Source organism: Streptomyces griseoflavus (assembly GCF_014649995.1).
Classification (GTDB): domain Bacteria; phylum Actinomycetota; class Actinomycetes; order Streptomycetales; family Streptomycetaceae; genus Streptomyces; species Streptomyces griseoflavus.
This window is the reverse complement of the sequence record NZ_BMUC01000018.1, coordinates 100,862-123,896: the sequence shown is the minus strand read 5'-3', so window position 1 is coordinate 123,896 and position 23,035 is coordinate 100,862. Positions and strand designations below refer to the sequence as shown.

Genomic DNA, 23,035 nt, shown 5'->3' with positions numbered 1-23,035 from the left:
CGGCCGGCGTGCCGACGGTGTCGGCAGTCGTCCGGAGGGGCCGCACGGGCATTACTTGGTGAGGTGCTGCGGGCCGAAGGCCTGGGGCAGCATCTCCGACAGCGGCATGATCCCCGCCGGGGTCTCCAGCAGCAGTCCGGGGCCGCCGAACTCGTACAGCAGCTGCCGGCAGCGGCCGCACGGGACGAGGATCCGGCCGTCGCCGTCCACGCAGGTGAAGTGCGTGAGCCGGCCGCCCCCGGTGCGGTGCAGTTCGGAGACCATGCCGCACTCGGCGCACAGGCCGAGGCCGTACGACGCGTTCTCGACGTTGCAGCCGGAGACCGTGCGTCCGTCGTCGACCAGGGCCGCGACACCGACCCGGTAGCCCGAGTAGGGGGCGTAGGCGTGGGACATGGCGTCCCGTGCCACGGCGCGCAGCGCCTCCCAGTCGACGCCGGCGGCCGTCACTTGCCCTGCCCCTTCCGGTACGGCATGCCGTTGGCCTTGGGCATGCGCAGCCGCTGGGCGGACAGGGCGAGGACGACGAGGGTGATGACGTACGGCGTGGCGGCGACGACCTGGTTGGGGACCTCGTTGGTGCCGGCGTACCAGGCGAAGACGAGACCGCCGATGACCAGGGTGATGGCCGCGTGGACGTACTTCTTGCGGACGACGAGCCAGATGGCGCCGATGAGCAGCAGCAGCGCGCCGAGCAGCAGCAGGGCGTGCACGTTGGCGGAGCCGCCGCGCAGGTTGAGGCTGTCGGTGTAGCCGAAGAGGCCGGCGCCGATGGCGAGGCCGCCCGGCATCCAGTTGCCGAAGATCATGGCGGCGAGGCCGATGAAGCCGCGGCCGCTGACCTGGCCCTCCAGGTAGAAGGGGTTGGCGACGATGGAGAGGAAGACACCGCCGAGGCCGGCCAGGGCGCCGGAGATGATCACGGCGATGTACTTGTACTTGTAGACGTTCACGCCGAGGGATTCGGCGGCGACCGGGTTCTCGCCGCAGGAGCGCAGCCGGAGGCCGAACGCGGTGCGCCACAGGATCCACCAGGTGGCGGGGATGAGCGCGACGGCGATCAGGGTCAGCCAGGAGACGTTGGTGACCAGTCCGCCGAGCAGGCCGGCGACGTCCGAGACGAAGAACCAGCCCTTGGCGTTGAGGTCGCTGAGCGCGGTGGAGAGTCCGGGCACGGTGAAGTGGCCGAGGGAGTCGACCGCCGGGGACTGCTTGGCGGAGCCGCCCTGGTGCCCTTCGAAGGCCAGCGGGGCGAGGTAGCGGGTGGCGCCGAGGGCCAGGATGTTGATGGCCACACCGGAGACGATGTGGTTGACGTTGAAGGTGACGGTGACGATCGCGTGCAGCAGGCCGCCCAGCGCGCCGCCGATGAGGCCGACGAGGATGCCGGTCCACGGGCCCCACTGGAATCCGGCCCAGGCACCGAACCAGGTGCCCATGATCATCATGCCTTCGAGGCCGATGTTGACGACGCCCGCGCGCTCCGCCCACAGACCGCCGAGGCCGGCGAGGCCGATCGGGACGGCGAGCTGGAGGGCGGTGGACATCTGGCTGACGTTGGTGATGCCGTCGGCGCCGGTGATGAGGCGGACGATCGAGACCAGCGCCAGGGCGCCGGCGACGACCAGGGCCAGGACGGGCCACGACATGCGGCGGCCGGTCGGCGGTGCGTGTTCCAGCGACGGCTGGTTGACGTCGGTCGCTGTGGTCGGAGCGGTCATCGGCCGGCCACCTCCTTCGTGGTGTTGTTGTCGGCGCCCAGGACGTGGCCCGCGGCGAGCTCCGCGCCGACCCGGCGCTGCTGGCGGCGCAGGCCCCACTCGCGGACGGCCTCGTAGGAGACGACGACCGAGAGGACGATCAGGCCCTGCATGATGACCGCGATCTCCTTGTCGTAGCCGTGGAAGTCCAGCTCGGGCGAGGCCTTGTCGAGCCAGGCCCACAGCAGGGCGGCGAAGGCGATCCCGACCGGGCTGTTGCGGCCGAGCAGCGCGATGCCGATGCCGAGGAAGCCGATGCCGGTGGGGAAGTTCAGGTTGTAGGTGTGGGAGTCGCCGAGGAGGATCGGCAGGCCCGCGAGTCCGGCGATGGCGCCGGAGAGCAGCATGGCGGTGAGCACCATGCGCCTGGGGTCGACACCGCTGGCGGAGGCGGCGGACTCGGAGGCGCCGGAGGCGCGCAGGTCGAAGCCGAAGCGGGTGCGGTTGAGGACGACCCAGTAGGCCACGCCGAGCAGGACGGCGAGGATGACCAGGCCGTAGATCTCGCCCGCGTCACCCATGTCGATGCCGGGGATCCAGCCGGACTCGTTCATCTCGCCGGTGGTGTTGTTGTTGCCGACCTTGACGCCGAAGACGGTGGGCAGCCACAGGTAGCCGATGACGGAGGTCGCGATCGCGTTGAGCATGATCGTCGCGACGACCTCGCTGACGCCGCGGGTGACCTTGAGGACACCGGCGATGCCGGCCCAGAAGGCGCCGGTGAGCACGGCGGTGAGGAGCAGCAGCGGGACCTGGAGGGCGGCCGGCAGGGCGGCGTGGGCGCCGACGATGGCGGCCATCATGGCGCCGAGCTGGTACTGGCCGTCGACGCCGATGTTGAACAGGTTCATCCGGAAGCCGATGGCGACCGCGAGGGCGGCGATGTAGTACATCGACGCCTGGTTGATGATCAGGACCTGGATGTCCGAGAAACCGGCCTGCTCGAACATCAGGGCGAACGGTTCGACCGGGTTCTTGCCGGAGGCGAGCAGCACGATCGCGCTGAGCACGAACGCCACGGCCAGCGCGATGACCGGCCCGGCCACCGCGAGGAGCACGCGCTCCTTGTCGAACTTCTTCATCAGCGGGCCTCGTCTTCCGGAGACTGGGCCGGCTCGGACGGGTCGGCCGGGGTCTCGGGGGTCTCGTCGTGTTCGAGGTGGCCCTCGGCGGCGCCGGTCATGGCGGTGCCGAGTTCCTCCGGGGTGATGGTGGCCGGGTCGGCGTCCGCGACCAGCTTGCCGTCGTAGATCACCCGGAGGGTGTCGGACAGCCCGATCAGCTCGTCCAGGTCGGCGGAGATCAGCAGCACGGCCAGGCCCTCGCGGCGGGCCTCGCGGATGTGGTCCCAGATGGCGGCCTGCGCGCCGACGTCCACACCGCGGGTGGGGTGGGCGGCGATCAGGAAGCGCGGCTTGTGGCTCATCTCGCGGCCGACGATCAGCTTCTGCTGGTTGCCGCCGGACAGGGAGGCGGCGGTGACGTCGATGCCGGGGGTGCGGACGTCGTACTCGGTGACGATCCGGCGGGTGTCCTCCTGGGCGGCCTTCGGGTCCAGCCAGACGCCCTTGGCGTTGGGCTTCTCGGTGACGTGGCCGAGGATGCGGTTCTCCCAGAGGGGGGCCTCCAGGAGCAGACCGTGGCGGTGGCGGTCCTCGGGGATGTAGCCGATGCCCTGCTCGCGGCGCTTGCGGGTGGGCCAGGCGGTGATCTCCTCGTCGGCCAGCCGGATGACGCCGGAGTCCGCGTGCCGCAGGCCGATGAGGGCGTCGACGAGTTCGGTCTGGCCGTTGCCCTCGACGCCGGCGATGCCGAGGACCTCGCCCGCGTGGATGGTGAAGGTGATGTCGTCGAGGAGGGCCTTGCCGCCGGGGGCCGCCAGGCGCAGCTTGTCGACGGTGATGACGGGGCGGTCGGTGACCGTGGACTCGGCGGTCTCCGGCGTCGGGAGCTCGCTGCCCACCATCAGCTCGGCGAGCTGGCGCGGGGTGGTCTCGGCGGGCACGGCGGTGCCGACCGTGGTGCCGCGGCGGATGACGGTGATCTCGTCGGCGACGGAGAGGACCTCGCCCAGCTTGTGGGAGATGAAGATGACCGACAGGCCCTCGGCCTTGAGCTCGCGCAGGTTGTCGAAGAGCGCGTCGACCTCCTGCGGGACGAGGACGGCGGTGGGCTCGTCGAGGATCAGGGTGGTGGCGCCGCGGTAGAGGACCTTGAGGATCTCCACGCGCTGGCGGGCGGCGACGCCGAGCTCCTCCATCAGCAGGTCCGGGCGGACACCGAGGCCGTAACGCTCGGAGAGCTCCTGGATCCTGCGGCGGGCCTTGCCGCCGATGCCGTGGAGCTTCTCGCTGCCGAGGACGACGTTCTCGAGGACGGTGAGGTTGTCCGCGAGCATGAAGTGCTGGTGCACCATGCCGATGCCGCGGGCGATGGCGTCGGCGGGCGAGGAGAAGCTCACCTGCTCGCCGTGGACCGCGATGGTGCCCTCGTCCGGCTTCTGCATGCCGTAGAGGATCTTCATCAGGGTCGACTTGCCGGCGCCGTTCTCACCGACGAGGGCGTGGACGGTGCCCTTGCGGACGGTGAGGTGGATGTCGTGGTTGGCGACGACACCGGGGAAGCGCTTGGTGATCCCGGCGAGCTCCACGGCGGTCACCGATTCGTTGACCGCCGCTCCGGCCGGAGGGCTGCTGGACGCGTTGATGACGCACTCTCCTGGGGACGGGGGCCGTCTACGCGCGTAGCGCCCCTACGGCATGCAAAGGGGGTGGCGCCCTCGAACGACGGGGCACGAAGAGCCTGGCTCCTCGTACCCCGTCGAGTGGTCGCGACCCCGCAGGTGGTTCAGGGGTTGATCAGCTCGACTTGACCTTGATCTCGCCGCTGATGATCTTCTCCTTGGCCGTCTTGATGGCTTCCTGGAGCTCGGCGTCGTCCGCGAACTTCGGGTTGGAGTTCGACAGGCTCACCTCACCCGTCTTCAGATCGCCCTTGACGATACCGGTCGCGGGCTTGCCGTCCTCGACCGACTTCGCGAGGTTGAACACCGCCTTGGCGACGTCCTTCATCGCCGAGGTGAGGATCGAGTCCTTGTACTTGGCGAGGGCTTCCTGCTTGTACTGGTCGGAGTCGACACCGATCGCCCACACCTTGTTGGCGGCGGCGGCCTCGATGACACCCTGGCCGGACAGGCCGGCGGCCGCGTAGACGACGTCGGCCTTCTTCTCGATCTGGCCCTCGGCGGCGGACTTGCCCTTGTCGGGGCTGGAGAAGCCGCCCTCCTCCGCGGTCTGGGTCAGGAACTGCGAGAGGACCTTGACCTTCGGGTTGGTGTCCTTGACACCCTGCTCGAAGCCGACGCGGAACTTGTGGATCAGCGGGATGTCCACACCGCCCACGAAGCCGACCACGTTCGTCTTGGTGCTCTCGGCGGCGGCGACGCCGGCCAGGTAGGAGGCCTGCTCCTCGGAGAAGACCAGGTCGGCCACGTTGTCGGCCTCGACCGTGGCGTCGTCGACGATGCCGAAGGTGGTGTCCGGGTACTTCTCGGCGGCACCCTTGACGGCGGAGGCGTAGGCGTAGCCGACACCGATGACCGGGTTGTAGCCCTGCTTCGCCAGGGAGGCCAGGCGCTGCTCCTTGTCGGCGTCCGTCTCACCGTCGGTGGGCTCGACGTCGGCCGTCTCGTACTTGAACTCGTTCTTCGCCAGCTCCAGGCCCGCGTAGGCCGCGTCGTTGAAGGACTGGTCGCCCTTGCCGCCGACGTCGTAGGCGATGGCGAGGCCCTTGTCGCCCTTCGCGTCCGAGGAGGAGTCGGAAGAGGTGGAGGTGCCGCCGCAGGCGGAGAGGGCGAGGGCCAGGGAGGCGGTCGCTGCGCCTGCGACCGTGATCCGGGAAATCCGGCGCATGAATGGTGCTCCTAGTCGTACAAAGCGCCGGGACGGTTCAGCTACGGCGCTGGCTTTGCCGCAGATTAACGCGCGTAGACCTGCCTGAAAACCCCTTCTGTCCACCTTGTTATCCGCCCGTGGCCAACCCGGCCCCGAGCCGTGGTCAGGACCTTGCCGATCGCGAACGGGGGGTGGCGGTGGGTGAGCGGACGCGGGAACGGCGAAGCGGGCGGACGCCGGGGCGCCCACCCGCTTCGCACGGACCGTCCGTGTCGTCGCGGCTACTCGGTCTCGACCTTGATGGAGCCGGACGTGATGCCTTCCTTGGCCTTGGCCACGGCGTCCGTCAGACCGGCGACCTCGGCCATCTTCGGGTTGCTGTCGGAGAGGCCGACACCTTCCACCTTGAGGTCGAAGACCTGGGTGCCGGTCAGCGGCTTGTCGTCCTGGACCGACTTGGACAGGGCGTACACCGCGCCGCCGACGTCCTTGAGGGCGGAGGTGAGGATGTAGTCCTTGTACGGGGCGAGGGCTTCCTGCTGGTACTGGTCGGAGTCGACCCCGACCGCCCAGACCTTCGCCTTCGCCGCGGCCTCGATGACGCCCTGGCCGGACAGGCCGGCCGCCTGGTAGATGACGTCGGCCTTCTTCTCGATCTGCCCCTCGGCGGCGGCCTTGCCCTTGTCCGGGCTGGAGAAGCCGCCCTCCTCCGCGGTCTGCGTCAGGTACTGCGGGATCACCTTGACGGCGGGGTCGGTGTCCTTGACGCCCTGCTCGTAGCCGGCCTGGAACTTGTGGATCAGCGGGATGTCCACACCGCCCACGAAGCCGACGGTCTTGGTCTTGGTGGCCTTGGCGGCGGCGACGCCGGCGAGGTAGGAGGCCTGCTCCTCGGCGAAGACGAGGGAGGCGACGTTGTCGCCCTCGACGACGGAGTCGACGATGCCGAAGGTGGTGTCGGGGTACTTGGCGGCCACGGCCTCCATGGCGGGGCCGTAGGCGAAACCGACGCCGATGACGGGGTTGTAGCCCTGCTTGGCCAGCGAGGACAGGCGCTGCTCCTTGTCCGCGTCGGTCTCGCCCTCGGTGGGCTCCACGTCCGCGGTCTTGTAACCGAACTCGTCCTTGGCCTTGGTCAGGCCGGCGAAGGCGGCGTCGTTGAAGGACTGGTCGCCCTTGCCGCCGATGTCGTAGGCGATGGCGAGGCCGAGGTCCTCCTTGGACCCCCCGCTGTCGTTGCTGTCGCTGCTGGTGCCGCCGCAGGCGGTGGCGGCGAGCGCGAGCGAGGCGACCCCCACCGCGGCGCGGGTCAGCCTGGATATCCGACGCATCTGAAGTCCCCATTCTCCAAAGCCCCGCAGCGGGCGCTCGGTTCGGCGCACATTAACGCGCGTAGACACTCCTGGGAACGGGGTTCAGCGGGGCCGTTATCCATTCGTGCCGATGGCCGGTTACGTCCTTGTGAACCAGGGTGCCGTAGGGGACCGAACCGGACGATCGGCGTGACGCGCGCGCCTGCACGGGCCCCACGCTGCCCCCGCCCCCTCGGGCGCGCAAGCGGAAGAGGGCCACCGGGCGGCGGGCACGTCCGCGGCCCGAGCCGGGGGACGGGTTTCCTCAGGGCAGCCCGCGCGGAGGGGCCGCCGGGGGCGGGCCCGTACCGGTGTGTTCGCGGCGCGGACGCGGGGAGCGGGCGGTGCGGGCGCGCCCGGAGGAGCGCGGGGGCCCGCCCGTCCCCCGGGGGCGCCGGTGGTGCGGCCCGTCGTACGGGGCCCGGTGCCGCGCGGGTGAGCGGGCCCCTTCCGGGCCTCGCCCGCCCGCACGGCGGGAGCCGTGTCCCGGACCGGCCGCCGGGGGTCAACGCAGGGCGTCCAGGAGGGCCGCCGCGGTGAAGAGTTCCACGCCGACGGTGATCGCGTGTTCGTCCACGTCGAAGTCGCCCTGGTGCAGGTCGCGCACGGTGCGCTCGCCGGGGGTGCGGACGCCGAGGCGGGCCATGGCGCCGGGGACGCGCTCCAGGTACCAGGAGAAGTCCTCGCCGCCGAGGCTCTGTTCGGTGCCCTCGACGGAGTCCACCCCGCGCCGGGCGATCATGGCGTCGCGCAGCAGCTCGGTGGCGCCGGCCTCGTTGACGACCGGCGGGACGCCGCGCACGTAGGTGATCTCCGACTTGGCGCGGTGCAGGTTGGCCACCTCGTCGATGGCGGCGACCACCACGTCGGGGGCCTGCCGCCAGGTCTCCAGGTCCAGGCAGCGCACGGTGCCGGAGAGTTCGGCGTGCTGGGGGATGACGTTGGGCGCGTGGCCCGAGTCGATCCGGCCCCAGGTCACGGCGAGTCCGCTGCGGGTGTCGACGCGCCGGTTGACGAGCGCGGGCACGTCGGTGACGACGCGGGCGGCGGCGGTGACCAGGTCGGTCGTCAGGTGCGGGCGGGCGGTGTGGCCGCCGGGGCCGTCGAGGGCGATCTCCAGCCGGTCGCAGGCGGAGGTGATGGCGCCCTGGCGCAGTCCGATCCGGCCGGCGTCGACGCGGGGGTCGCAGTGCACGGCGATGATCCGGCCGATGCCTTCGAGCGCGCCGTCGGCGATGGCCTCGGCGGCGCCCCCGGGCAGCACCTCCTCCGCGGGCTGGAAGATCAGCCGCACGGGGCGGGGCAGCAGGCCCTGCCGGTGCAGCTCGGCGAGGACGAGGCCGGTGCCGAGCACCACCGTGGTGTGCACGTCGTGGCCGCAGGCGTGGGCGCGGTCGGGCACGGTGGACCGGTAGGGGCACTCGGTCTTCATGTCGGGGATGGGCAGGCCGTCGATGTCGGCGCGCATGGCCAGCATCGCCGAGTCGGTGCCCGCCTCGTCGTCGGTGCCGATGTCACAGATCACGCCGGTCCCGCTGGACAGTACGCGCGGCCGGAGGCCGGCCCGCTCCAGACGCTCCTTGATCGCGGCGGTGGTGCGGAACTCCTGGTTGCCGAGCTCCGGGTGCATGTGCAGGTCGCGTCGGAACGCGACCAGCTCGGCACGCAGGGCCTCGGGCAACGCGCCGGGGAGCACCGCTCCGCCGGGGAGGTCGACCTCGGACTCCAGTGACATCAGTGGTTTCACCCTTTGAAGAGTAGGGCGCCGAAGCCGACCACTGACCCTCGATCAAGAAAAATCAGCCCGTCAGGGGAAGAAAAATCGGCAGCCCCACGCATAGCTGTCCATCGGGATGGGTAAACTCGCCGCCCTTTCGCGGGGTCGAGGCCGCTTGACCTGCCGGATCGTGACGTCCGTCACTGCCGCACCAGTGGCTCCGGCACCCATCCACTTCTTCACGGATACCACGCTCGGCCCAGCCCACGCGGACCGGTTCATCTGGCGGACACCGAGGGGCCGTCCGGGCGGTGGGCACACGAGCGGGGCGGGGCCGGTGACGGATGCCCTACGGCCGCGCGGGCGCCGCCGACGGCAGCCGGTGGACGGCCCGCGCGGAGTCCGTCACACCGGACAGGAAGCCCTGTGCGCGGGGGGAGGCCGTGCGGGTCAGCCAGGCGGGGTCGATGTCGCAGACCGTCACCCGGACGTCCGTGCCGGTCAGGGCGAGGGGCAGGGTGTGGACGACCGTGGACGGGAAGCTGAGGACGGTACGGCCGATGGGGCCGCGGCGGGCGATCAGCTCCAGCGGGAGTTCGGGGCGGACGATCTCCAGGCCCGTCTCGACGGCCAGCCGGTGCAGTTTCACCGTGCTCTCGCGGCGGTGCGCGAAGTAGCGCCGGGCGCCGTGCGTCCCCGCCAGGGAGCGGACGGCCTCCAGGTAGGCGTCGCCGTCCACCACGCCGGTCTCCACCAGGGACGTGCCGACCAGGTCGGCGCCCTGGATGATGCGGGGCGGGCCGAAGCGGGCCCGGGTCCAGGCGAAGGTGTGGGCGCGGACGGTGACGCCGGGCGGGGTGTCCTCCATGGGCATGGAGGTGAAGACCTCCACGGTGCGTGTCCCGCCCGGGGTGAGCCGGCGCCGTGCGGCGGCGGACACCGGGGCGAGCAGGAGGTCGCGGGGGCCGGGGCGGCCGCCCTTGCGGTGCCAGCGCACCAGGCGTTCGCCGCGGGCCAGCTGGCCGACGAACTCCATGGTCGCGGTGCCGTCGTCGACCACGACGACGTCCCGGGCCCTGGTGATCGTCAGCAGCAGCTGGACGTAGCGCGAGAAGGGGTCGCCGAGGACGACCCGGGTGGCGCGGCGCAGCGGCCCGGTCAGCCCGCCGACGGTGTGCAGCGGGGCGGCCGCTCCCGCGCGTGCCTCCTCCCAGCGGACCCGGTGGCCCTCCTCGCGGGCCAGCTCCGCCATCCGGCGCAGCTGGCCGCGGGTCATCGGGTCGACCGGGGACAGCACCACGAGGGTGAGCTCCACTCCGGGCGCGTGCGCGTGCGCCCACTCCAGCACGTTGAGCAGTTGTACCGGGCTCTCGACGAAGGCGAGTGTGTGGGGGCCGGGCCGGCCGGCGCGGGGGCTCATCGACGTACGACCGTTCCCGTCGTCGTGGGGTGGGGAGGGGTGGGGCGGGTCAGACGGAGAGGGGTTCGCCCGCGGCCGTGGCGATCTCCGCCTCGGCGACCACGCCGGTGACGCGGCGCAGCTTCTTCATCGGGCCCAGTTCGGACTCGTAGACCTTCTTCACGCCGTCGCCGAGGGACGCCTCGATGGTGCGGATGTCGCGGACCAGGCGGGTCAGGCCCTGCGGCTCGACGGAGGCGGCCTGGTCGGAGCCCCACATGGCGCGGTCGAGGGTGATGTGGCGCTCGACGAACGCGGCGCCGAGGGCGACGGCGGCGAGGGTGGTCTGCAGGCCGGTCTCGTGGCCGGAGTAGCCGATCGGGACGTTCGGGTACTCCTGCTGGAGGGTGTTGATGACCCGGAGGTTGAGCTCCTCGGCCTTCGCCGGGTAGGTCGAGGTGGCGTGGCAGAGCAGGATGTTCTCGCTGCCCAGGACCTCGACGGCGTGGCGGATCTGCTTGGGCGTCGACATCCCGGTGGACAGGATGACCGTGCGGCCGGTGGCGCGCAGGGCGCGCAGCAGCTCGTCGTCGGTGAGGGAGGCGGAGGCGACCTTGTGCGCGGGGACGTCGAACTTCTCCAGGAAGGCGACGGCCTCGGTGTCCCACGGGGAGGCGAACCAGTCGATGCCGCGCTTCTTGCAGTAGGCGTCGATCTGGCGGTACTCGTCCTCGCCGAACTCCACGCGGTGGCGGTAGTCGATGTACGTCATCCGGCCCCAGGGGGTGTCGCGCTCGATGTCCCACTGATCGCGCGGGGTGCAGATCTCCGGCGTGCGCTTCTGGAACTTGACGGCGTCGCAGCCGGCTTCGGCGGCGGCGTCGATCAGCTTGAAGGCGTTCTCGATGTCACCGTTGTGGTTGATGCCGATCTCGCCGGTGATGTAGACGGGGCGGCCGGGGCCGGCCTCGCGGGGACCGAGGGTGCGGATGCGGGAGTTGGTGCTCATGACCGGGGGTTTCCTTACGTGGGGAGGGAATCGAGGGAGGGGCCGAGGATCCAGCCGGCGATCTCCCGGATCGCGCCGTCGCCGCCGCGGAGGGTGGTGACGGCGCGGGCGGCGCCGCGTACGGCGTCGTGGGCGCCGGCGACCGCCACGGGCCAGCCGGCGAGGGCGAAGCACGGGAGGTCGTTGACGTCGTTGCCGACGTAGAGCACGCGCTTGGGCGCGATGCCCTGTTCCTCGCACCACTGCTTGAGGGCGAGGTCCTTGCGGTCGACGCCGTGCAGCACGGGGATCCTGAGCTTGCGTGCGCGGGCGGCGACGACCGGGTTCTGTTCGGTGGACAGGACGAGCAGCTTCAGTCCGCTCCTGCGCAGGGCGGCGATGCCGAGTCCGTCACCGCGGTGCACGGCGACGAACTCCTGTCCCCCGGAGTCGATCAGCACCCGGTCGTCGGTCTGGGTGCCGTCGAAGTCGAGGACGACCGCGTCGATGTCGTCGGCGGTCGGCAGGGCGCCGGGCCGCTCCGCGTCGAAGAGCGGCGCGAGGGCGCGGGCGCGGGCGAGCTCGTGCGGGTCGTCGATCTCCAGCACGCGGGCCGGGTCGGTGCGCACGAGTTCGGTGCGGCCGAAGAAGCGGTGCCGGTGCTCGCGGAACCCGGCCGCGTCCATGGCGTAGGCGGCGCCGGTCTCCAGGAAGTCCTGGGGGCGGTCCTGGCGGCGGGGGCGGAAGGACTTGTCGTGGTTGACGCCGTGCCCTCCGGCGGCGGCGCCACCGCCGTCGTGGGCGGGCTCCGTGGCGGAGCCGGGGGCGCCGTCCGCGGTGTCCCGCCAGACGAAGCCGTGGAACGGGGCGACCGTCACCGCGGTGTCGGCGCCCTGGCCGGCGACCGCGGCGGCCACCCCGTCGACGTCCTCGCGGAGCAGGAACGGGCTGGTGCACTGCACGAGCAGGACGACGTCCACGGGGGTTCCGTGCAGGGCCTCGTGGGCGTCCATGGCGTGCAGGACGGCCGCTTCCGAGGTGGCGGTGTCGCCGGCGAGGGCGGCGGGCCGCAGCACGACCTCCGCGCCGGCCTGCCGGGCGCACGCGGCGATGGCCGGGTCGTCGGTGGAGACGACGACGTCCGTGACGTACCGCGCGGCCCGGCACTCGCGCACCGCGCGCGCCACCAGGGGCACGCCGCCGACGGGGGCGAGGTTCTTCGCGGGCACCCCCTTGGATCCGCCGCGCGCGGGGATCACGGCGAGCACCCGGCGTGCCGTCGGCGGGTTGGACATGGGGTCAGCTCCTCGGTCGGGGTTCGGGGCGGCGGCGGGGGCGGTCACAGCTCGCCCATCCGGCGGATCACCGGGGCCACGCGCTGCACTCCGTGCCGGTAGGCGCCGCGCGCCGCCCGGCGCACGATCTGGCGGACCGGTCCCGGTTCCGTGCCGGCGGCGGGCGCGCCGGGCAGGGGCGTGCCGTCGGGGCCGAGGTGGTGGCGGGCGAGGATGCCGGGCAGGTAGCCGGGCGCGGTGGCGGGTGTGTAGTAGGGGGCCAGCGGGGGGATTCCGCCGGGGCGGGCGAGGAGCCCGGCGATGCGTGCGCGGGCGGTGTCGAAGGCGGTCTCGTACGCGCCTCCCCCGCCGTCGACGCCCTGCCGGGCCACCCACTCCTGGTCCGGCTCCGGGCGGTGGCCGGCGTCGAGCCGGTCCCAGGAGGCGAGGCATCCGGAGCCGACGAAGTGGTGGTTGCCGAGCGCCTCCCGGACGCCGAGGTCGGTGAGGACGGCGGTGGGCACGCCGCGGTGCAGCGACTCCAGGGCGGCCGTGGAGCTGACGGTGACGAGGAGGTCGGTCCGGTCGAGCACCTCGCCCATGTGCCCGTAGACGAGGCGGAAGTTGGGCGGGAGGTCCTGGCGCTGGGCGAGCTTCTGGTAGGGCAGTTCCTCGATGTGGGTGGTGTGTTCGCCGGGCTTGGAGCGCAGCTTCAGCAGCACCTCGCGCCCGGGGTGCCGGCGGGCGTGGCCGATCAGCCGGTTCAGCAGGTACGTGCGGTCCCGGCGGTTGTCCGGGACGGAGGGCTGCGCGGCGAACACCACCGTGTAGGGGTCGTGTTCACCGGTGTAGGGGGCGCCGCCGAGGAACGGCAGGGCGACCTCGGTGACCGAGCCGGCGTCGGCGCCCACTCCCTCGTACACGGCGCGGAAACGCTCCGCGTCCTGCCGGGAGTTGGCGAGCACCAGATCGGCGCCGTGGCGCAGCAGCAGACCGTCGGCGAGCTTCTCGTAGACGACACCGACGTAGCCGGTGACGACGACGGGCCGCTCGGCCCGGTCCTGCCAGGCCCGCTTCAGCCCGTGCAGCATCGCCTGCACACCGCCGCCGACCAGGGCGAGCACGAGGAGGTCGTACGGCTCCTCGCGCATCGCGTGCAGGAACCCGGCCGCGGTGACCTCCCGCAGGGAGTCCGTGCGGACGCCGACCTCGCCGAGCTGGCGGGCGGTGGGCGTGGCGCGGCCCCGCAGGAGGTATCCGTCCGTCCGGATGTCCCCCGGCGCGACGCGGGACGCGGTGAGCGCGCCCCATTTCCACCGGGTGTCGGAATCCGCGAGGACCGCGACACGGAGAGGCTTCGTAGCACTTGCTGGCACGCCGAAGACGCTAGGAATCGATTCCGATGAACCGCCCAACCTGAACACAACAAAGGGTTAACAGCACAACGCCGAATGAGGAATCGGGCCGCCGGACGACGGGAAAGGGCCGCGCTTCACCGCTTCACCATGTTCCGTTCACCGGCAATCAAGGCGAGGGTCGATCCGCGGGCCGGACCGTCTTCTAATGTCTGACGCGTGCCCAAGCTCTCCGTCATCGTGCCGTTCTACAACGTCCGGCAATACGTTCCCGATGCCCTGCGCAGTCTGCGTGCGAACGCGCGCGACGACTTCGAGTTCATTCTCGTCGACGACTGCTCCACCGACGGGACCGCGGACCTCCTCGCGCGCGCGGAGTCCGAACTGCCGGGGGCGGTGCTGGTCAGGCACGAACAAAACGGCGGGCTGGCGACCGCCCGCAACACCGGCATCGACGCCGCCCGCGGGGAGTACCTGACGTTCCTCGACGGCGACGACTGGCTGGCGCCCGGCCACTACGACCGGCTGGTCGGCGTGATCGAGCGACTGGGCTGCGACTTCGTACGCACCGATCACGTGCAGTGCACGGCGCGCAACCGCTCCGTGCAGCGGGTGCCGCACGGCCGCCGCAACGTGGTGCTGTCCCCGCGCGAGGCGATCCTGCCCGCCCACCGGCCCACCTCCGTCGACTACGCGTACGCCTGGGCGGGCGTCTACCACCGCCGGCTGGCCGACCGCGGCCTGCTGCACTTCACGGACGGGCTGCGCACCGCGGAGGACCGTCCGTGGATCTGGAGGCTGCACCGGGAGGCGGAGACCTTCGCGGTGACCGGCCTGCTCGGCGTGTTCTACCGGCGGGGGGTCTCCTCGTCGCTGACGCAGATCGGGGACGACCGTCAGCTCGACTTCGTCCGCGCCTTCGACCAGGTCGTGGCGGAGACCGCCGCCGACCCCGAGGCGGCGCGTCTGCTGCCGAAGGCGGTGCGCACCTACTGCGCGATCATCTCCCACCATCTCGGCACCATCGAAAGGTTCGAGGCACCCGTGGCCCGGAAACTGAAGGCGATGAGCACGGCCGCGCTGCGGCGGATGCCCCAGGACGTGCTCGACGAGGCGCTGGCGTCGATGGACGCCGCGCGGGCCACCCGGCTGCGCCGGCTGCGCCGCCGTCCCGTGCGGGCCGCGGAGGTCGCGGCGTGACCACGCAGATCTTCCTGGCCTCGACGCTGTACGGCACCGCCACGCTGGCCGCCGCCCTGGACGCGGGCCGCTTCGCGCCCGCCGGCCGGCGGGTGCTGCTGGTGTCCAACAACGCGGTGACACCGGAGACGACGCCGGCGGTGGACGCGATGCCGGGGTTCGAACGGCTGCGTGACCGCTTCGACGACGTCGTGTCGTGGAACGAGACGGTCTTCCCCCACCACCCGGGCGGCTGGGCCCCGCGCCGGGACGACGTCCCGATGTGGGAGAGGTACCTCCGGCTGGCCTGGGGCCTGGGCGACGACGACGTGTCGCTCGCCGTGGAGTCGATCCAGGTCAACCCGGCGCTCGGGGTGGCGCAGATCTTCCCCGACGCGCCGGTCACGGTCTACGCGGACGGCCTGATGAGCTACGGCCCCACCCGCAACAAGATCGATCCGCTGGTCGGCACGCGCGTGGAGCGGCTGCTCCACCTCGACCTGGTGCCGGGGCTGCGGCCCCTGCTGCTAACGGAGTTCGGGGTGGAGCCGGAACTGGTGCCGACCGAGGCGTTCACCCGGGTGCTGGCCGAACTGGACAGGACCGGTGCGGGCCTGCCCGAGGTGGAGGCTCCCGCGCTGCTGCTCGGCCAGTACCTGTCGGCGCTGGGCATCCTCTCCGCGGACGAGGAGGAGGACCTGCACGTGCGGATGCTCGAGGGTGCCGTCGGCCTCGGCCACGAGCGGGTGGTCTTCAAGCCCCATCCCACGGCCCCGGCCCGGTTCGCCCGCACCCTGGAGCGGGAGGCGGACCGGCTCGGCGTCGGCCTCACCGTGGTCGGCACGCCGGTCCTGGCGGAGGTGCTGTACCAGCGGATGCGCCCGGCGCTGGTGATCGGCTGCTTCTCCACGGCCCTGCTCACCGCGTCCCGGCTGTACGGCCTGCCGGTGGCCCGGGTGGGCACGGAAACGCTGCTGGAGCGGCTGACCCCGTACGAGAACAGCAACCGGGTCCCCGTCACCGTCGTCGACGCGCTGCTGCCGGAGCCGGCCGACGCCGCCGCCGTCACCGAGGGGCGGCCGGGCACGGACCCCGAGTCGCTCGCCGCGCTGGTGCGGGCGGTCGGTTTCGTGATGCAGCCCAGGATCCTGCCGGAGCTGCGGCCGGAAGCCGAGGAGTACCTGCGCGGCCGGCTGGACGCCCGTACCTGGCGGTACTTCAGGAAACGGCGGCTGACGTCGCTGGGGCTGCCCGGTGGAATTCCGGAGCGACTGGCATTCCTGCCGCGGAGCGCCGCGGCCCGCACCGTGGTGCGGCGGGCGCGGGCGATCCGGCGCTCGGTGAAACGGTGAATCGCCGTCCGGTGACGAGCGGGTGAACGGGCGGTTCACCCCGTACTCTTCCGCCTTTCGGTCGCCTTTCGTTCATTCTTCCTTCACCCCTCGGCCGCCGCGTCCCGTGCCATGATCCTGGCCTGGAATTCATCGGGGAATTCACCTGTCCCCGATGGCCGTCTTCCCTTCGAAGGAAAACCGCAACGGATTCGGCCCCGCTCCACCTCCGGCTCCGCCACGAATCGAGGTCGTTGGTCAATGAACAGCAGTTCCCTGCTCCGCAGCTCCGTCTCCCGGCGTCTGCTGCGCCCGGTCGCCGACCTCATCGACCGGCGCATCGAGCGGCAGGTCCGCTCCGCCGTCCCGCGCCCGGCCGGCCGGGCGTCACCGACCGCGGCGGACTTCGAACGCCTGAAGCGGGACGTCGAACAGCTCAGGAGCGACCGGCTCACCTTCGAACTGCTCCTCGGCCCCCGCGGGCGCGGCATCTCCCGCCGGGTGGCCGAGGAGCCGCTGGAGAGCCTGTGCGCCGAGGTGGCCGCCCTGACCGGGGACCGTGACGCGGCCGTGCGCAACGTCGCCGCCGCCTTCCGGCTGCTCGTCGCCCTGGAGTCGCTCGGGGTCGGCCGCGTCGCGGGCGGCACCATGAACATCTGCGGCAAGCTCGGCACGATCCCGCTGCTCGACCCGCCGAACGACGAGATCCTGGAGATCGGCACGCTGTACGGCATGTTCTCCGCCGGGCTGGTCCGCATGATGGAACGCGACGGCCGCAGCCCGGCCCTGACCATTGTCGACCCCTTCGCCGGCGTGCAGCTCCAGCCCGGCACCGACCGGCGCCCGGACCCCACCGGCGCCCCGGTCGACGAGCGGGCCGTACGCACCAATCTCGGCCTGGCCGGTCCGGCGGGCGCGGCGGCACGCGTCCAGCGGGGGTTCTCCGAGGACCCCGGGACCCGCGCGGCCGTGTCGGACCGCGGCTACGGCGTGATCGTCGTGGACGGCGACCACTCCGCCGAGGGAGTCGCGCAGGACCTGCGGTGGGCCGAGGAGATCGCCGCACCGGGCGGCGTCGTGGTCCTGGACGACTACGGCGACCCGAGCTGGCCGGGCATCAAGGAGGCCCTGGACGCCCATCTGAAGGGCGACAGCCGCTTCACCTACCTGGGGAAGGCCGCCCGCTCGGCGTACCTGCGGGCGGCCTGAGCACCGTCACCGGCCGGTCCCCGCCCGGGGTCCCGGCCGGCCCGCACGCCGGCTACGCGCCCGCCACGGACAGCTTCGCCGCGAACCCGAGGAAGAGGGCGCCGGCCGCCGAGGTGGCCCCCGCCGCCAGCCGCCGCCTGCGTCGGAACATGTCGGCCAGCCGGGTGCCGCCGAAGATCAGCAGCGACAGGTACAGGAAGCTGGCCGTCTGGAGCAGGACGCCGAGGACGACGAAGGACAGCGCGGGGTGCGCGTACCCGGGGTCGACGAACTGCACGAAGAAGGAGATCAGGAAGAGGATCGCCTTCGGGTTGAGCAGCGACACCACCAGGGCCCGGCGGTAGGGGTGTTCGTCGTCGGCGGGAGCGCCCTGCGGTGTCCCGCCGGACGCCGGCTCGTCGTGCGCCTTCCACATGCTCCACGCCGAGCGCAGCATGCCGTACGCCATCCACGCCAGGTATCCGGCGCCGGCGTACTTGACCACCAGGAACAGCAGCGGGGTCGTGGTGAGGACGGAGGCGGCGCCGAGCGCCGCGAGCGTCATCAGGACGGCGTCCCCGGTGAACACCCCGGCCACGGCCGCGTAGCCGGTGCGCACGCCCTTGCGGGCGGCGACGGAGAGGACGTAGAGCGAGTTGGGGCCGGGCAGCAGGATGATGAGGGCCAGGCCCGCCAGGTAGGTGGGGAGGTCGATGACGCCGAACATGGAGGGAGTGTCGCACGGGGGTACGGCACTCCCGCCAGGGGTCTCACCCCGCGAGAAGGCGTCAGAACGCGTCGCTCGGCACGTACGTGCCCCAGACCTCCCGCAGCGCGTTGCAGACCTCGCCGACCGTGGCCCGGGCCTTCAGCGCGTCCTTCATCGGGTAGAGGACGTTGTCCTCGCCCTCGGCGGCCTTCCGCAGCGCGGCGAGCGCCGAGTCGACCGCCTGCTGGTCGCGTTCCGCGCGGAGCCGGGCGAGGCGTTCGGCCTGCTGGGCCTCGATGGCGGGGTCGACGCGCAGGGGCTCGTAGGGCTCCTCCTCGTCGAGCTGGAAGCGGTTGACGCCGACCACGACCCGCTCGCCGGAGTCGGTCTCCTGGGCGATGCGGTAGGCGCTGCGCTCGATCTCGCTCTTCTGGAAGCCGTGCTCGATGGCGTTGACCGCGCCGCCGAGGTCCTCGACCTTGCCCATCAGCTCCAGCGCCGCCGCCTCGACGTCGTCGGTCATCCTCTCGATGACGTAGGAGCCGGCGAAGGGGTCGACCGTCGCCGTCACGTCCGTCTCGTAGGCGAGGACCTGCTGGGTGCGCAGGGCGAGCCGGGCGGACTTGTCGGTGGGGAGGGCGATCGCCTCGTCGAAGGAGTTGGTGTGCAGCGACTGGGTGCCGCCGAGTACCGCGCCCAGGCCCTGGACGGCGACGCGGACCAGGTTGACCTCGGGCTGCTGGGCGGTCAGCTGCACCCCGGCCGTCTGCGTGTGGAAGCGCAGCATCAGCGACTTGGGGTTCTTCGCGCCGAACTCCTCCTTCATCACCCGCGCCCAGATCCTGCGGGCCGCGCGGAACTTGGCGACCTCCTCCAGGATCGTCGTGCGGGCCACGAAGAAGAACGACAGGCGCGGGGCGAAGTCGTCCACGTCCATGCCGGCCGCGACCGCGGTACGCACGTACTCGATGCCGTCGGCGAGGGTGAAGGCGATCTCCTGCGCGGGGGACGCGCCCGCCTCGGCCATGTGGTAGCCGGAGATCGAGATGGTGTTCCACTTCGGGATCTCGGTCCGGCAGTACTTGAAGATGTCGGCGATCAGCCGGAGGGAGGGCTTCGGCGGGAAGATGTAGGTGCCCCGCGCGATGTACTCCTTCAGCACGTCGTTCTGGATCGTGCCGGTGAGCCTGTCGGCGCTCACGCCCTGCTCCTCGGCGACCAGTTGGTAGAGGAGCAGCAGGAGGGCGGCGGGGGCGTTGATCGTCATCGACGTGGACACCCGGTCCAGCGGGATGCCGCCGAACAGCACCCGCATGTCGTCGATGGAGTCGATGGCGACGCCCACCTTGCCGACCTCGCCCGAGGCGATCGGGGCGTCGGAGTCGTGACCCATCTGGGTGGGCAGGTCGAAGGCGACCGACAGGCCCATGGTGCCGTTGGCGATGAGCTGCTTGTAGCGGGCGTTGGACTCCGTCGCCGTGCCGAAACCGGCGTACTGGCGCATCGTCCACGGCCGGCCCGTGTACATCGTCGGGTACACGCCCCGGGTGAAGGGGTACGACCCCGGCTCGCCCAGCTTCCCGGCCGGGTCCCAGCCCTCGAGGGCGTCCGGCCCGTAGACCGGTTCGATGGGCAGTCCACTCTCGGTGGACCGGGCACTGCCCGACTCGCGCGCCATGGTGTGATGCCTCCCGCTGAGCGGCGTTGCTCGACCTGATCGCCCGTTACCCGTCAGTTACTCACCAGTACTGGCCGACCCTTCGACGGACTGTAGCGGTGCGCGTGCGGCCCGGTGGAGGGGCGCACGCTGGGACCTTCCTCACAGCCGCGGTGGGACCCCGCTCACAGGGTCCGCCCCGGCGGTCGTCTTCCGGTCACTCACCACCATGCCCCTTTGTTCGGCGGTGGTCACCTCAGGGGTACACCTCAGGTGACGACCGGACACCCGGCCGGTGGGACGAGGGGGGCTCGAGTGCGTGGTACGGGCATGCGGAGGAAGGGGATCGCCGTCGTCGCGGCGCTCACCGCTCTCACGGCGGGCGCGGCCGGCTGCACGGTGCGGCCGGCGGGCGCGGACGGGGAGGGCAGCGCGCCGGTGCGGATCGACGTGCCGGGCCGGACGCCGTCCGGTGCGCCGTCGCCGTCCCGGGCGCCGGACGGCGCGGGGAAGCCGTCCGCCCCCGGCGGCCCCTCGGCGACCCGCCCGGCCCCGCGCGTGCTGTGGTCCCCGGGGGACTCCGGACGTGACGTGCGCGAGCTCCAGGCCAGGCTGCGGCAGGTCGCCTGGATCTTCCACGGGCCCACCGGGACCTACGACGACCTGACCGCGAAGGCGGTCCGCGGCTTCCAGGGCAGGCGCGGGCTGCCGGCGACCGGGGTGACCGACAGCGTCACCTGGCAGCGGCTGCTCGCGATGACGCGCGAGCCGGGCAGGTGGGAGCTGTACCTGATGGGAGGCCAGCCGGCCGACGCACCCGACCCGCGCTGCGCGGCCGGCCGGGTGCTGTGCATCAGCAAGTCGAGCCGCACCCTGCGCTGGATGATCGACGGACGGACGGTGTCGACCCTGCCGGTGCGCTTCGGCTCCGAGTACACACCGACCCGCGAGGGTGTCTTCCGGATCTACTGGAAGTCCCGGCACCATGTGTCCACGCTCTACGACTCGCCCATGCCGTACGCCATGTTCTTCAGCGGCGGCCAGGCCGTGCACTTCTCGGCCGACTTCGCCGCGCGGGGGTACGCCGGTTCCTCGCACGGCTGCGTCAACGTGCGGGACGAGGAGGCGATCGCGCGGCTGTACGCGCAGGTGAGGGACGGCGACAAGGTCGTCGTGCACCGGTGAGAGGGGCGCGGGCGGGACCGGGGGAACGTGTCCCGCCCGCGCCGGGTGCACGAGCCGTGAGTACGGGGGGAACCCCGGCTCCGTGCGACGGCCGATGACCAGTCGGCTCACTCATTACTGCGTCACGCGGGCCGGAAGTGTCACACCTGACGGCGAAGACAGTTCAGCGACCGGCAAAGACGCAGGTCACTGGGTGTTTCCCTGGGCTTTCCCGTTGCCCTGCCCGTGACCGTCGCCCTGCCCCTGGTTGCCGCTGTTGCCCTTCTTGCCGCTGTTGCCGTTGTTGCCGCTTCCGTTGCTGTTGCCGCCGTTTCCATTGTTGCCGTTGTTGCCGTTGCCGTTGTTGCCGTTGCCCCGGCCCTTGTCCTTCTTCTCGTTGCCCTTGCCGTTGCCCTCGGGGGTGTCGCCGGTGTCCCCGCGGGCCGAGGTGCCGGAGCCGCCGTCGGCCGACAGCGCGGCCCGGCAGTACGGGCCGACCCGGCCGGGGCCGCCCGCGGCCTCCTCCAGGAGGCGGCGGCGCTCGTCGTTCAGCTTCTCGCCGTCGCGCCAGGCACGGCACGACGAGGCGGTCTGCGTCCCCCCGCGGCTGGGACGGGCCGCCGCATCACCGGAGTCCGGGCCGGTCCGCCCGGGCGTGGGCCGTCCGCCCCTGCCGGTGTCGGCGTCATGCCGGGCCCCCGGCCCGTCCTCGCCCCGGCCGGCCGTGCCCTCGGGTGTCGCGCGGCCGGCGTCCGGCGGGGTCGACAGCGTGCGGCGTTCGGAAGGCGGGGCGCTCGCGGAGACCGCCGGGTCGGCCCCGGCGTCGCCGGACGGCGTCGGCAGGACCCCGGCACCGGCCAGGACGGCGGCGCCGCCGACCATGCCGGCGACCAGCGTGGCGGCCAGCCCGAGCCGCAGGGGACGCGGCGGGCGGCGTCCGTCCGGCGTTCCGGAACCCTCACCGCGTCGGGAGCCCAGGCGGACCAGCCCGACGTCGGAGTCCGCCGCCCCGGTGGCGGTGTCCGGGCCGCTCCGGCCCTCGCGTTCCTCCCGCTGCTTGCGGAAGGCGGCCAGCGCGGCCGCCTCCCCGGGGAGTTCCCCGTCGGCCGAGGGGGGTGGGGCGGAGAGGGCGCGGAGTGTTCCGGCGAGCCGTTCGGCCTGGTCACGGATGGCGGGATCGGCAGCTTCGGGTGGCTCTCCGTTCAGCAGACGCTCCGCCGTCTCGCGGTCCAGCCACCGGTGCTGCTCATCGGCCATCACATGTCCTTCTGCGTCCTCGCTCGCATCTGCGTCACACTCGCGGACGTCACCGTACGACGGCGTGGTTCTCGCTGGGGCGGAAGGGCGTCGAGAACTCCGGCGGATTCCGGTTGGGCTTCCGGATCGTCACCCAGCAACTCCGCCAGTCGTTTCAGGCCACGGTGCGCCGCCGTGCGGACGGCACCGGGGCGTTTGCCCAGCGTCTCGGCGGCGGTCTTGGCGTCCAGGCCCACCACGACCCGCAGCACGACGGCTTCGGCCTGGTCGTGCGGGAGCCGGGAGATCAACGAGAACGCGCCGTCGGTGGCCAGTGCCTCCATCGCCTCCGAGGCGGTGTCGGACTCGGCGGGGCGCCCGGCGAGTTCGGTCTCGTCGCCGCCGATCGTGGGGCGGCGTCCCCGCATCCGTATGTGGTCCAGTGCCCGGTTCCGGGCGATGCGGGCGGCCCAGCCGCGGAAGCGGTCGGCGTCGCCGGTGAACCGTCCCAGGTCACGGGCGATCTGCAGCCAGGCCTCGGACGCCACGTCCTCCGCGTCGGGCTCGCCGACGAGTGTCCTGACGTACCCCAGCAGCCGCGGGTGCACCGCGCGGTACACAGTCCGGAACGCGGTCTCGTCCCCGTCCTGCGCCGCACGCACCGCGGCGGTCAACTCCGCGTCGTCCCCCAGCACACGCGCGCGCCCTTCTGCGCTCTCAGCCGGCGCCGCTCTCGCGGACCGGGTTGCTCGCCGTCGTGGTTGCTCGATCAGTGGTTTGCGGTCTTGGGCCGTGGGCGGTTCGTGGTCAGGTGTCCGTCGCGGCCTGGCGCG

19 protein-coding genes are annotated in these 23,035 nt (G+C 72.2%); 4 read left to right on the top strand and 15 right to left on the bottom strand.

Features of this window, described 5'->3' with window-relative positions:
* Window positions 1-51: 51 nt before the first annotated feature.
* The 11 genes from IE172_RS29610 to IE172_RS29560 form a co-directional block, all read right to left on the bottom strand.
* A complete protein-coding gene (locus IE172_RS29610; protein WP_190100404.1) occupies window positions 52-450 on the bottom strand; it encodes a cytidine deaminase in 399 nt (132 codons plus the stop codon).
* A complete protein-coding gene (locus tag IE172_RS29605) occupies window positions 447-1,721 on the bottom strand; it encodes an ABC transporter permease (protein WP_190100403.1) in 1,275 nt (424 codons plus the stop codon). Before IE172_RS29605 ends, IE172_RS29610 begins: the two co-directional genes overlap by 4 nt.
* Complete coding sequence (locus IE172_RS29600) at window positions 1,718-2,842, bottom strand: ABC transporter permease (protein ID WP_190100402.1); 1,125 nt, start codon at window positions 2,840-2,842, stop codon at window positions 1,718-1,720. Before IE172_RS29600 ends, IE172_RS29605 begins: the two co-directional genes overlap by 4 nt.
* Entirely contained in the window at window positions 2,842-4,419 is a 1,578-nt protein-coding gene (locus IE172_RS29595) for an ABC transporter ATP-binding protein (RefSeq protein WP_190100401.1), read from the bottom strand. Before IE172_RS29595 ends, IE172_RS29600 begins: the two co-directional genes overlap by 1 nt.
* 199 nt (window positions 4,420-4,618) lie before the next feature.
* Window positions 4,619-5,671 carry a BMP family lipoprotein gene (locus IE172_RS29590; RefSeq protein WP_190100400.1) on the bottom strand — a complete coding sequence of 351 codons (1,053 nt, stop codon included), beginning with the start codon at window positions 5,669-5,671 and terminating at the stop codon, window positions 4,619-4,621.
* A 263-nt stretch (window positions 5,672-5,934) separates the two neighbouring features.
* Window positions 5,935-6,984, bottom strand: a complete 1,050-nt coding sequence (locus tag IE172_RS29585; protein ID WP_190100399.1) for a BMP family lipoprotein — start codon at window positions 6,982-6,984, stop codon at window positions 5,935-5,937.
* Between the two features lie 526 nt (window positions 6,985-7,510).
* Window positions 7,511-8,740 (bottom strand): M20 family metallopeptidase, encoded by a 1,230-nt coding sequence (locus IE172_RS29580; RefSeq protein ID WP_190100432.1) that lies wholly within the window; start codon window positions 8,738-8,740, stop codon window positions 7,511-7,513.
* Window positions 8,741-9,071: 331 nt separating this feature from the next.
* Window positions 9,072-10,142 (bottom strand): hypothetical protein, encoded by a 1,071-nt coding sequence (locus tag IE172_RS29575; protein ID WP_190100398.1) that lies wholly within the window; start codon window positions 10,140-10,142, stop codon window positions 9,072-9,074.
* Between the two features lie 49 nt (window positions 10,143-10,191).
* A complete protein-coding gene (locus tag IE172_RS29570; protein ID WP_190100397.1) occupies window positions 10,192-11,130 on the bottom strand; it encodes an N-acetylneuraminate synthase family protein in 939 nt (312 codons plus the stop codon).
* 14 nt (window positions 11,131-11,144) lie between these two features.
* Window positions 11,145-12,404 (bottom strand): acylneuraminate cytidylyltransferase, encoded by a 1,260-nt coding sequence (locus IE172_RS29565; protein ID WP_190100396.1) that lies wholly within the window; start codon window positions 12,402-12,404, stop codon window positions 11,145-11,147.
* A 44-nt stretch (window positions 12,405-12,448) separates the two neighbouring features.
* Complete coding sequence (locus tag IE172_RS29560; RefSeq protein WP_190100395.1) at window positions 12,449-13,759, bottom strand: DUF6716 putative glycosyltransferase; 1,311 nt, start codon at window positions 13,757-13,759, stop codon at window positions 12,449-12,451.
* 198 nt (window positions 13,760-13,957) lie between these two features.
* On the opposite strand from IE172_RS29560, the gene IE172_RS29555 reads away from it, so the two are divergent.
* From IE172_RS29555 to IE172_RS29545, 3 genes are all read left to right on the top strand, one after another.
* Entirely contained in the window at window positions 13,958-14,938 is a 981-nt protein-coding gene (locus tag IE172_RS29555) for a glycosyltransferase family 2 protein (protein ID WP_190100394.1), read from the top strand.
* Window positions 14,935-16,269 carry a polysialyltransferase family glycosyltransferase gene (locus IE172_RS29550; protein ID WP_190100393.1) on the top strand — a complete coding sequence of 445 codons (1,335 nt, stop codon included), beginning with the start codon at window positions 14,935-14,937 and terminating at the stop codon, window positions 16,267-16,269. The genes IE172_RS29555 and IE172_RS29550 overlap by 4 nt, the downstream gene beginning before the upstream one ends.
* Before the next feature lie 240 nt (window positions 16,270-16,509).
* Window positions 16,510-17,457 (top strand): class I SAM-dependent methyltransferase, encoded by a 948-nt coding sequence (locus tag IE172_RS29545; RefSeq protein WP_190100392.1) that lies wholly within the window; start codon window positions 16,510-16,512, stop codon window positions 17,455-17,457.
* 52 nt (window positions 17,458-17,509) lie between these two features.
* Here IE172_RS29545 and leuE read toward each other — a convergent pair whose 3' ends face one another.
* Both leuE and IE172_RS29535 read right to left on the bottom strand, forming a co-directional pair.
* Window positions 17,510-18,163 (bottom strand): leucine efflux protein LeuE, encoded by a 654-nt coding sequence (gene leuE / locus IE172_RS29540; RefSeq protein ID WP_190100391.1) that lies wholly within the window; start codon window positions 18,161-18,163, stop codon window positions 17,510-17,512.
* Between the two features lie 61 nt (window positions 18,164-18,224).
* Window positions 18,225-19,823: an acyl-CoA mutase large subunit family protein gene (locus IE172_RS29535; protein ID WP_190100390.1), complete on the bottom strand. Its 1,599-nt coding sequence runs from the start codon at window positions 19,821-19,823 to the stop codon at window positions 18,225-18,227.
* A 309-nt stretch (window positions 19,824-20,132) separates the two neighbouring features.
* Here IE172_RS29535 and IE172_RS29530 point away from each other — a divergent pair, with 309 nt between their 5' ends.
* Window positions 20,133-20,987: a L,D-transpeptidase family protein gene (locus IE172_RS29530; protein ID WP_190100389.1), complete on the top strand. Its 855-nt coding sequence runs from the start codon at window positions 20,133-20,135 to the stop codon at window positions 20,985-20,987.
* 186 nt (window positions 20,988-21,173) lie between these two features.
* Here the strand turns inward: IE172_RS29530 and IE172_RS29525 are convergent, their stop codons facing one another.
* Together IE172_RS29525 and IE172_RS29520 are read right to left on the bottom strand one after the other, a co-directional pair.
* Window positions 21,174-22,223: a hypothetical protein gene (locus IE172_RS29525; protein WP_190100388.1), complete on the bottom strand. Its 1,050-nt coding sequence runs from the start codon at window positions 22,221-22,223 to the stop codon at window positions 21,174-21,176.
* Window positions 22,223-22,897 (bottom strand): RNA polymerase sigma factor, encoded by a 675-nt coding sequence (locus IE172_RS29520; RefSeq protein ID WP_190100387.1) that lies wholly within the window; start codon window positions 22,895-22,897, stop codon window positions 22,223-22,225. The genes IE172_RS29525 and IE172_RS29520 overlap by 1 nt, the downstream gene beginning before the upstream one ends.
* Window positions 22,898-23,035 lie beyond the last annotated feature (138 nt).

Coding starts and splice junctions, on each gene's coding strand:
- IE172_RS29600 (WP_190100402.1), bottom strand. CDS start 2,842: ATGAAGAAGTTCGACAAGGAGCGCGTGCTCCTCGCGGTGGCCGGGCCG.
- IE172_RS29605 (WP_190100403.1), bottom strand. CDS start 1,721: ATGACCGCTCCGACCACAGCGACCGACGTCAACCAGCCGTCGCTGGAA.
- IE172_RS29590 (WP_190100400.1), bottom strand. CDS start 5,671: ATGCGCCGGATTTCCCGGATCACGGTCGCAGGCGCAGCGACCGCCTCC.
- leuE (WP_190100391.1), bottom strand. CDS start 18,163: ATGTTCGGCGTCATCGACCTCCCCACCTACCTGGCGGGCCTGGCCCTC.
- IE172_RS29535 (WP_190100390.1), bottom strand. CDS start 19,823: ATGGCGCGCGAGTCGGGCAGTGCCCGGTCCACCGAGAGTGGACTGCCC.
- IE172_RS29585 (WP_190100399.1), bottom strand. CDS start 6,984: ATGCGTCGGATATCCAGGCTGACCCGCGCCGCGGTGGGGGTCGCCTCG.
- IE172_RS29525 (WP_190100388.1), bottom strand. CDS start 22,223: ATGGCCGATGAGCAGCACCGGTGGCTGGACCGCGAGACGGCGGAGCGT.
- IE172_RS29580 (WP_190100432.1), bottom strand. CDS start 8,740: ATGTCACTGGAGTCCGAGGTCGACCTCCCCGGCGGAGCGGTGCTCCCC.
- IE172_RS29545 (WP_190100392.1), top strand. CDS start 16,510: ATGAACAGCAGTTCCCTGCTCCGCAGCTCCGTCTCCCGGCGTCTGCTG.
- IE172_RS29570 (WP_190100397.1), bottom strand. CDS start 11,130: ATGAGCACCAACTCCCGCATCCGCACCCTCGGTCCCCGCGAGGCCGGC.
- IE172_RS29530 (WP_190100389.1), top strand. CDS start 20,133: ATGCGGAGGAAGGGGATCGCCGTCGTCGCGGCGCTCACCGCTCTCACG.
- IE172_RS29575 (WP_190100398.1), bottom strand. CDS start 10,142: ATGAGCCCCCGCGCCGGCCGGCCCGGCCCCCACACACTCGCCTTCGTC.
- IE172_RS29565 (WP_190100396.1), bottom strand. CDS start 12,404: ATGTCCAACCCGCCGACGGCACGCCGGGTGCTCGCCGTGATCCCCGCG.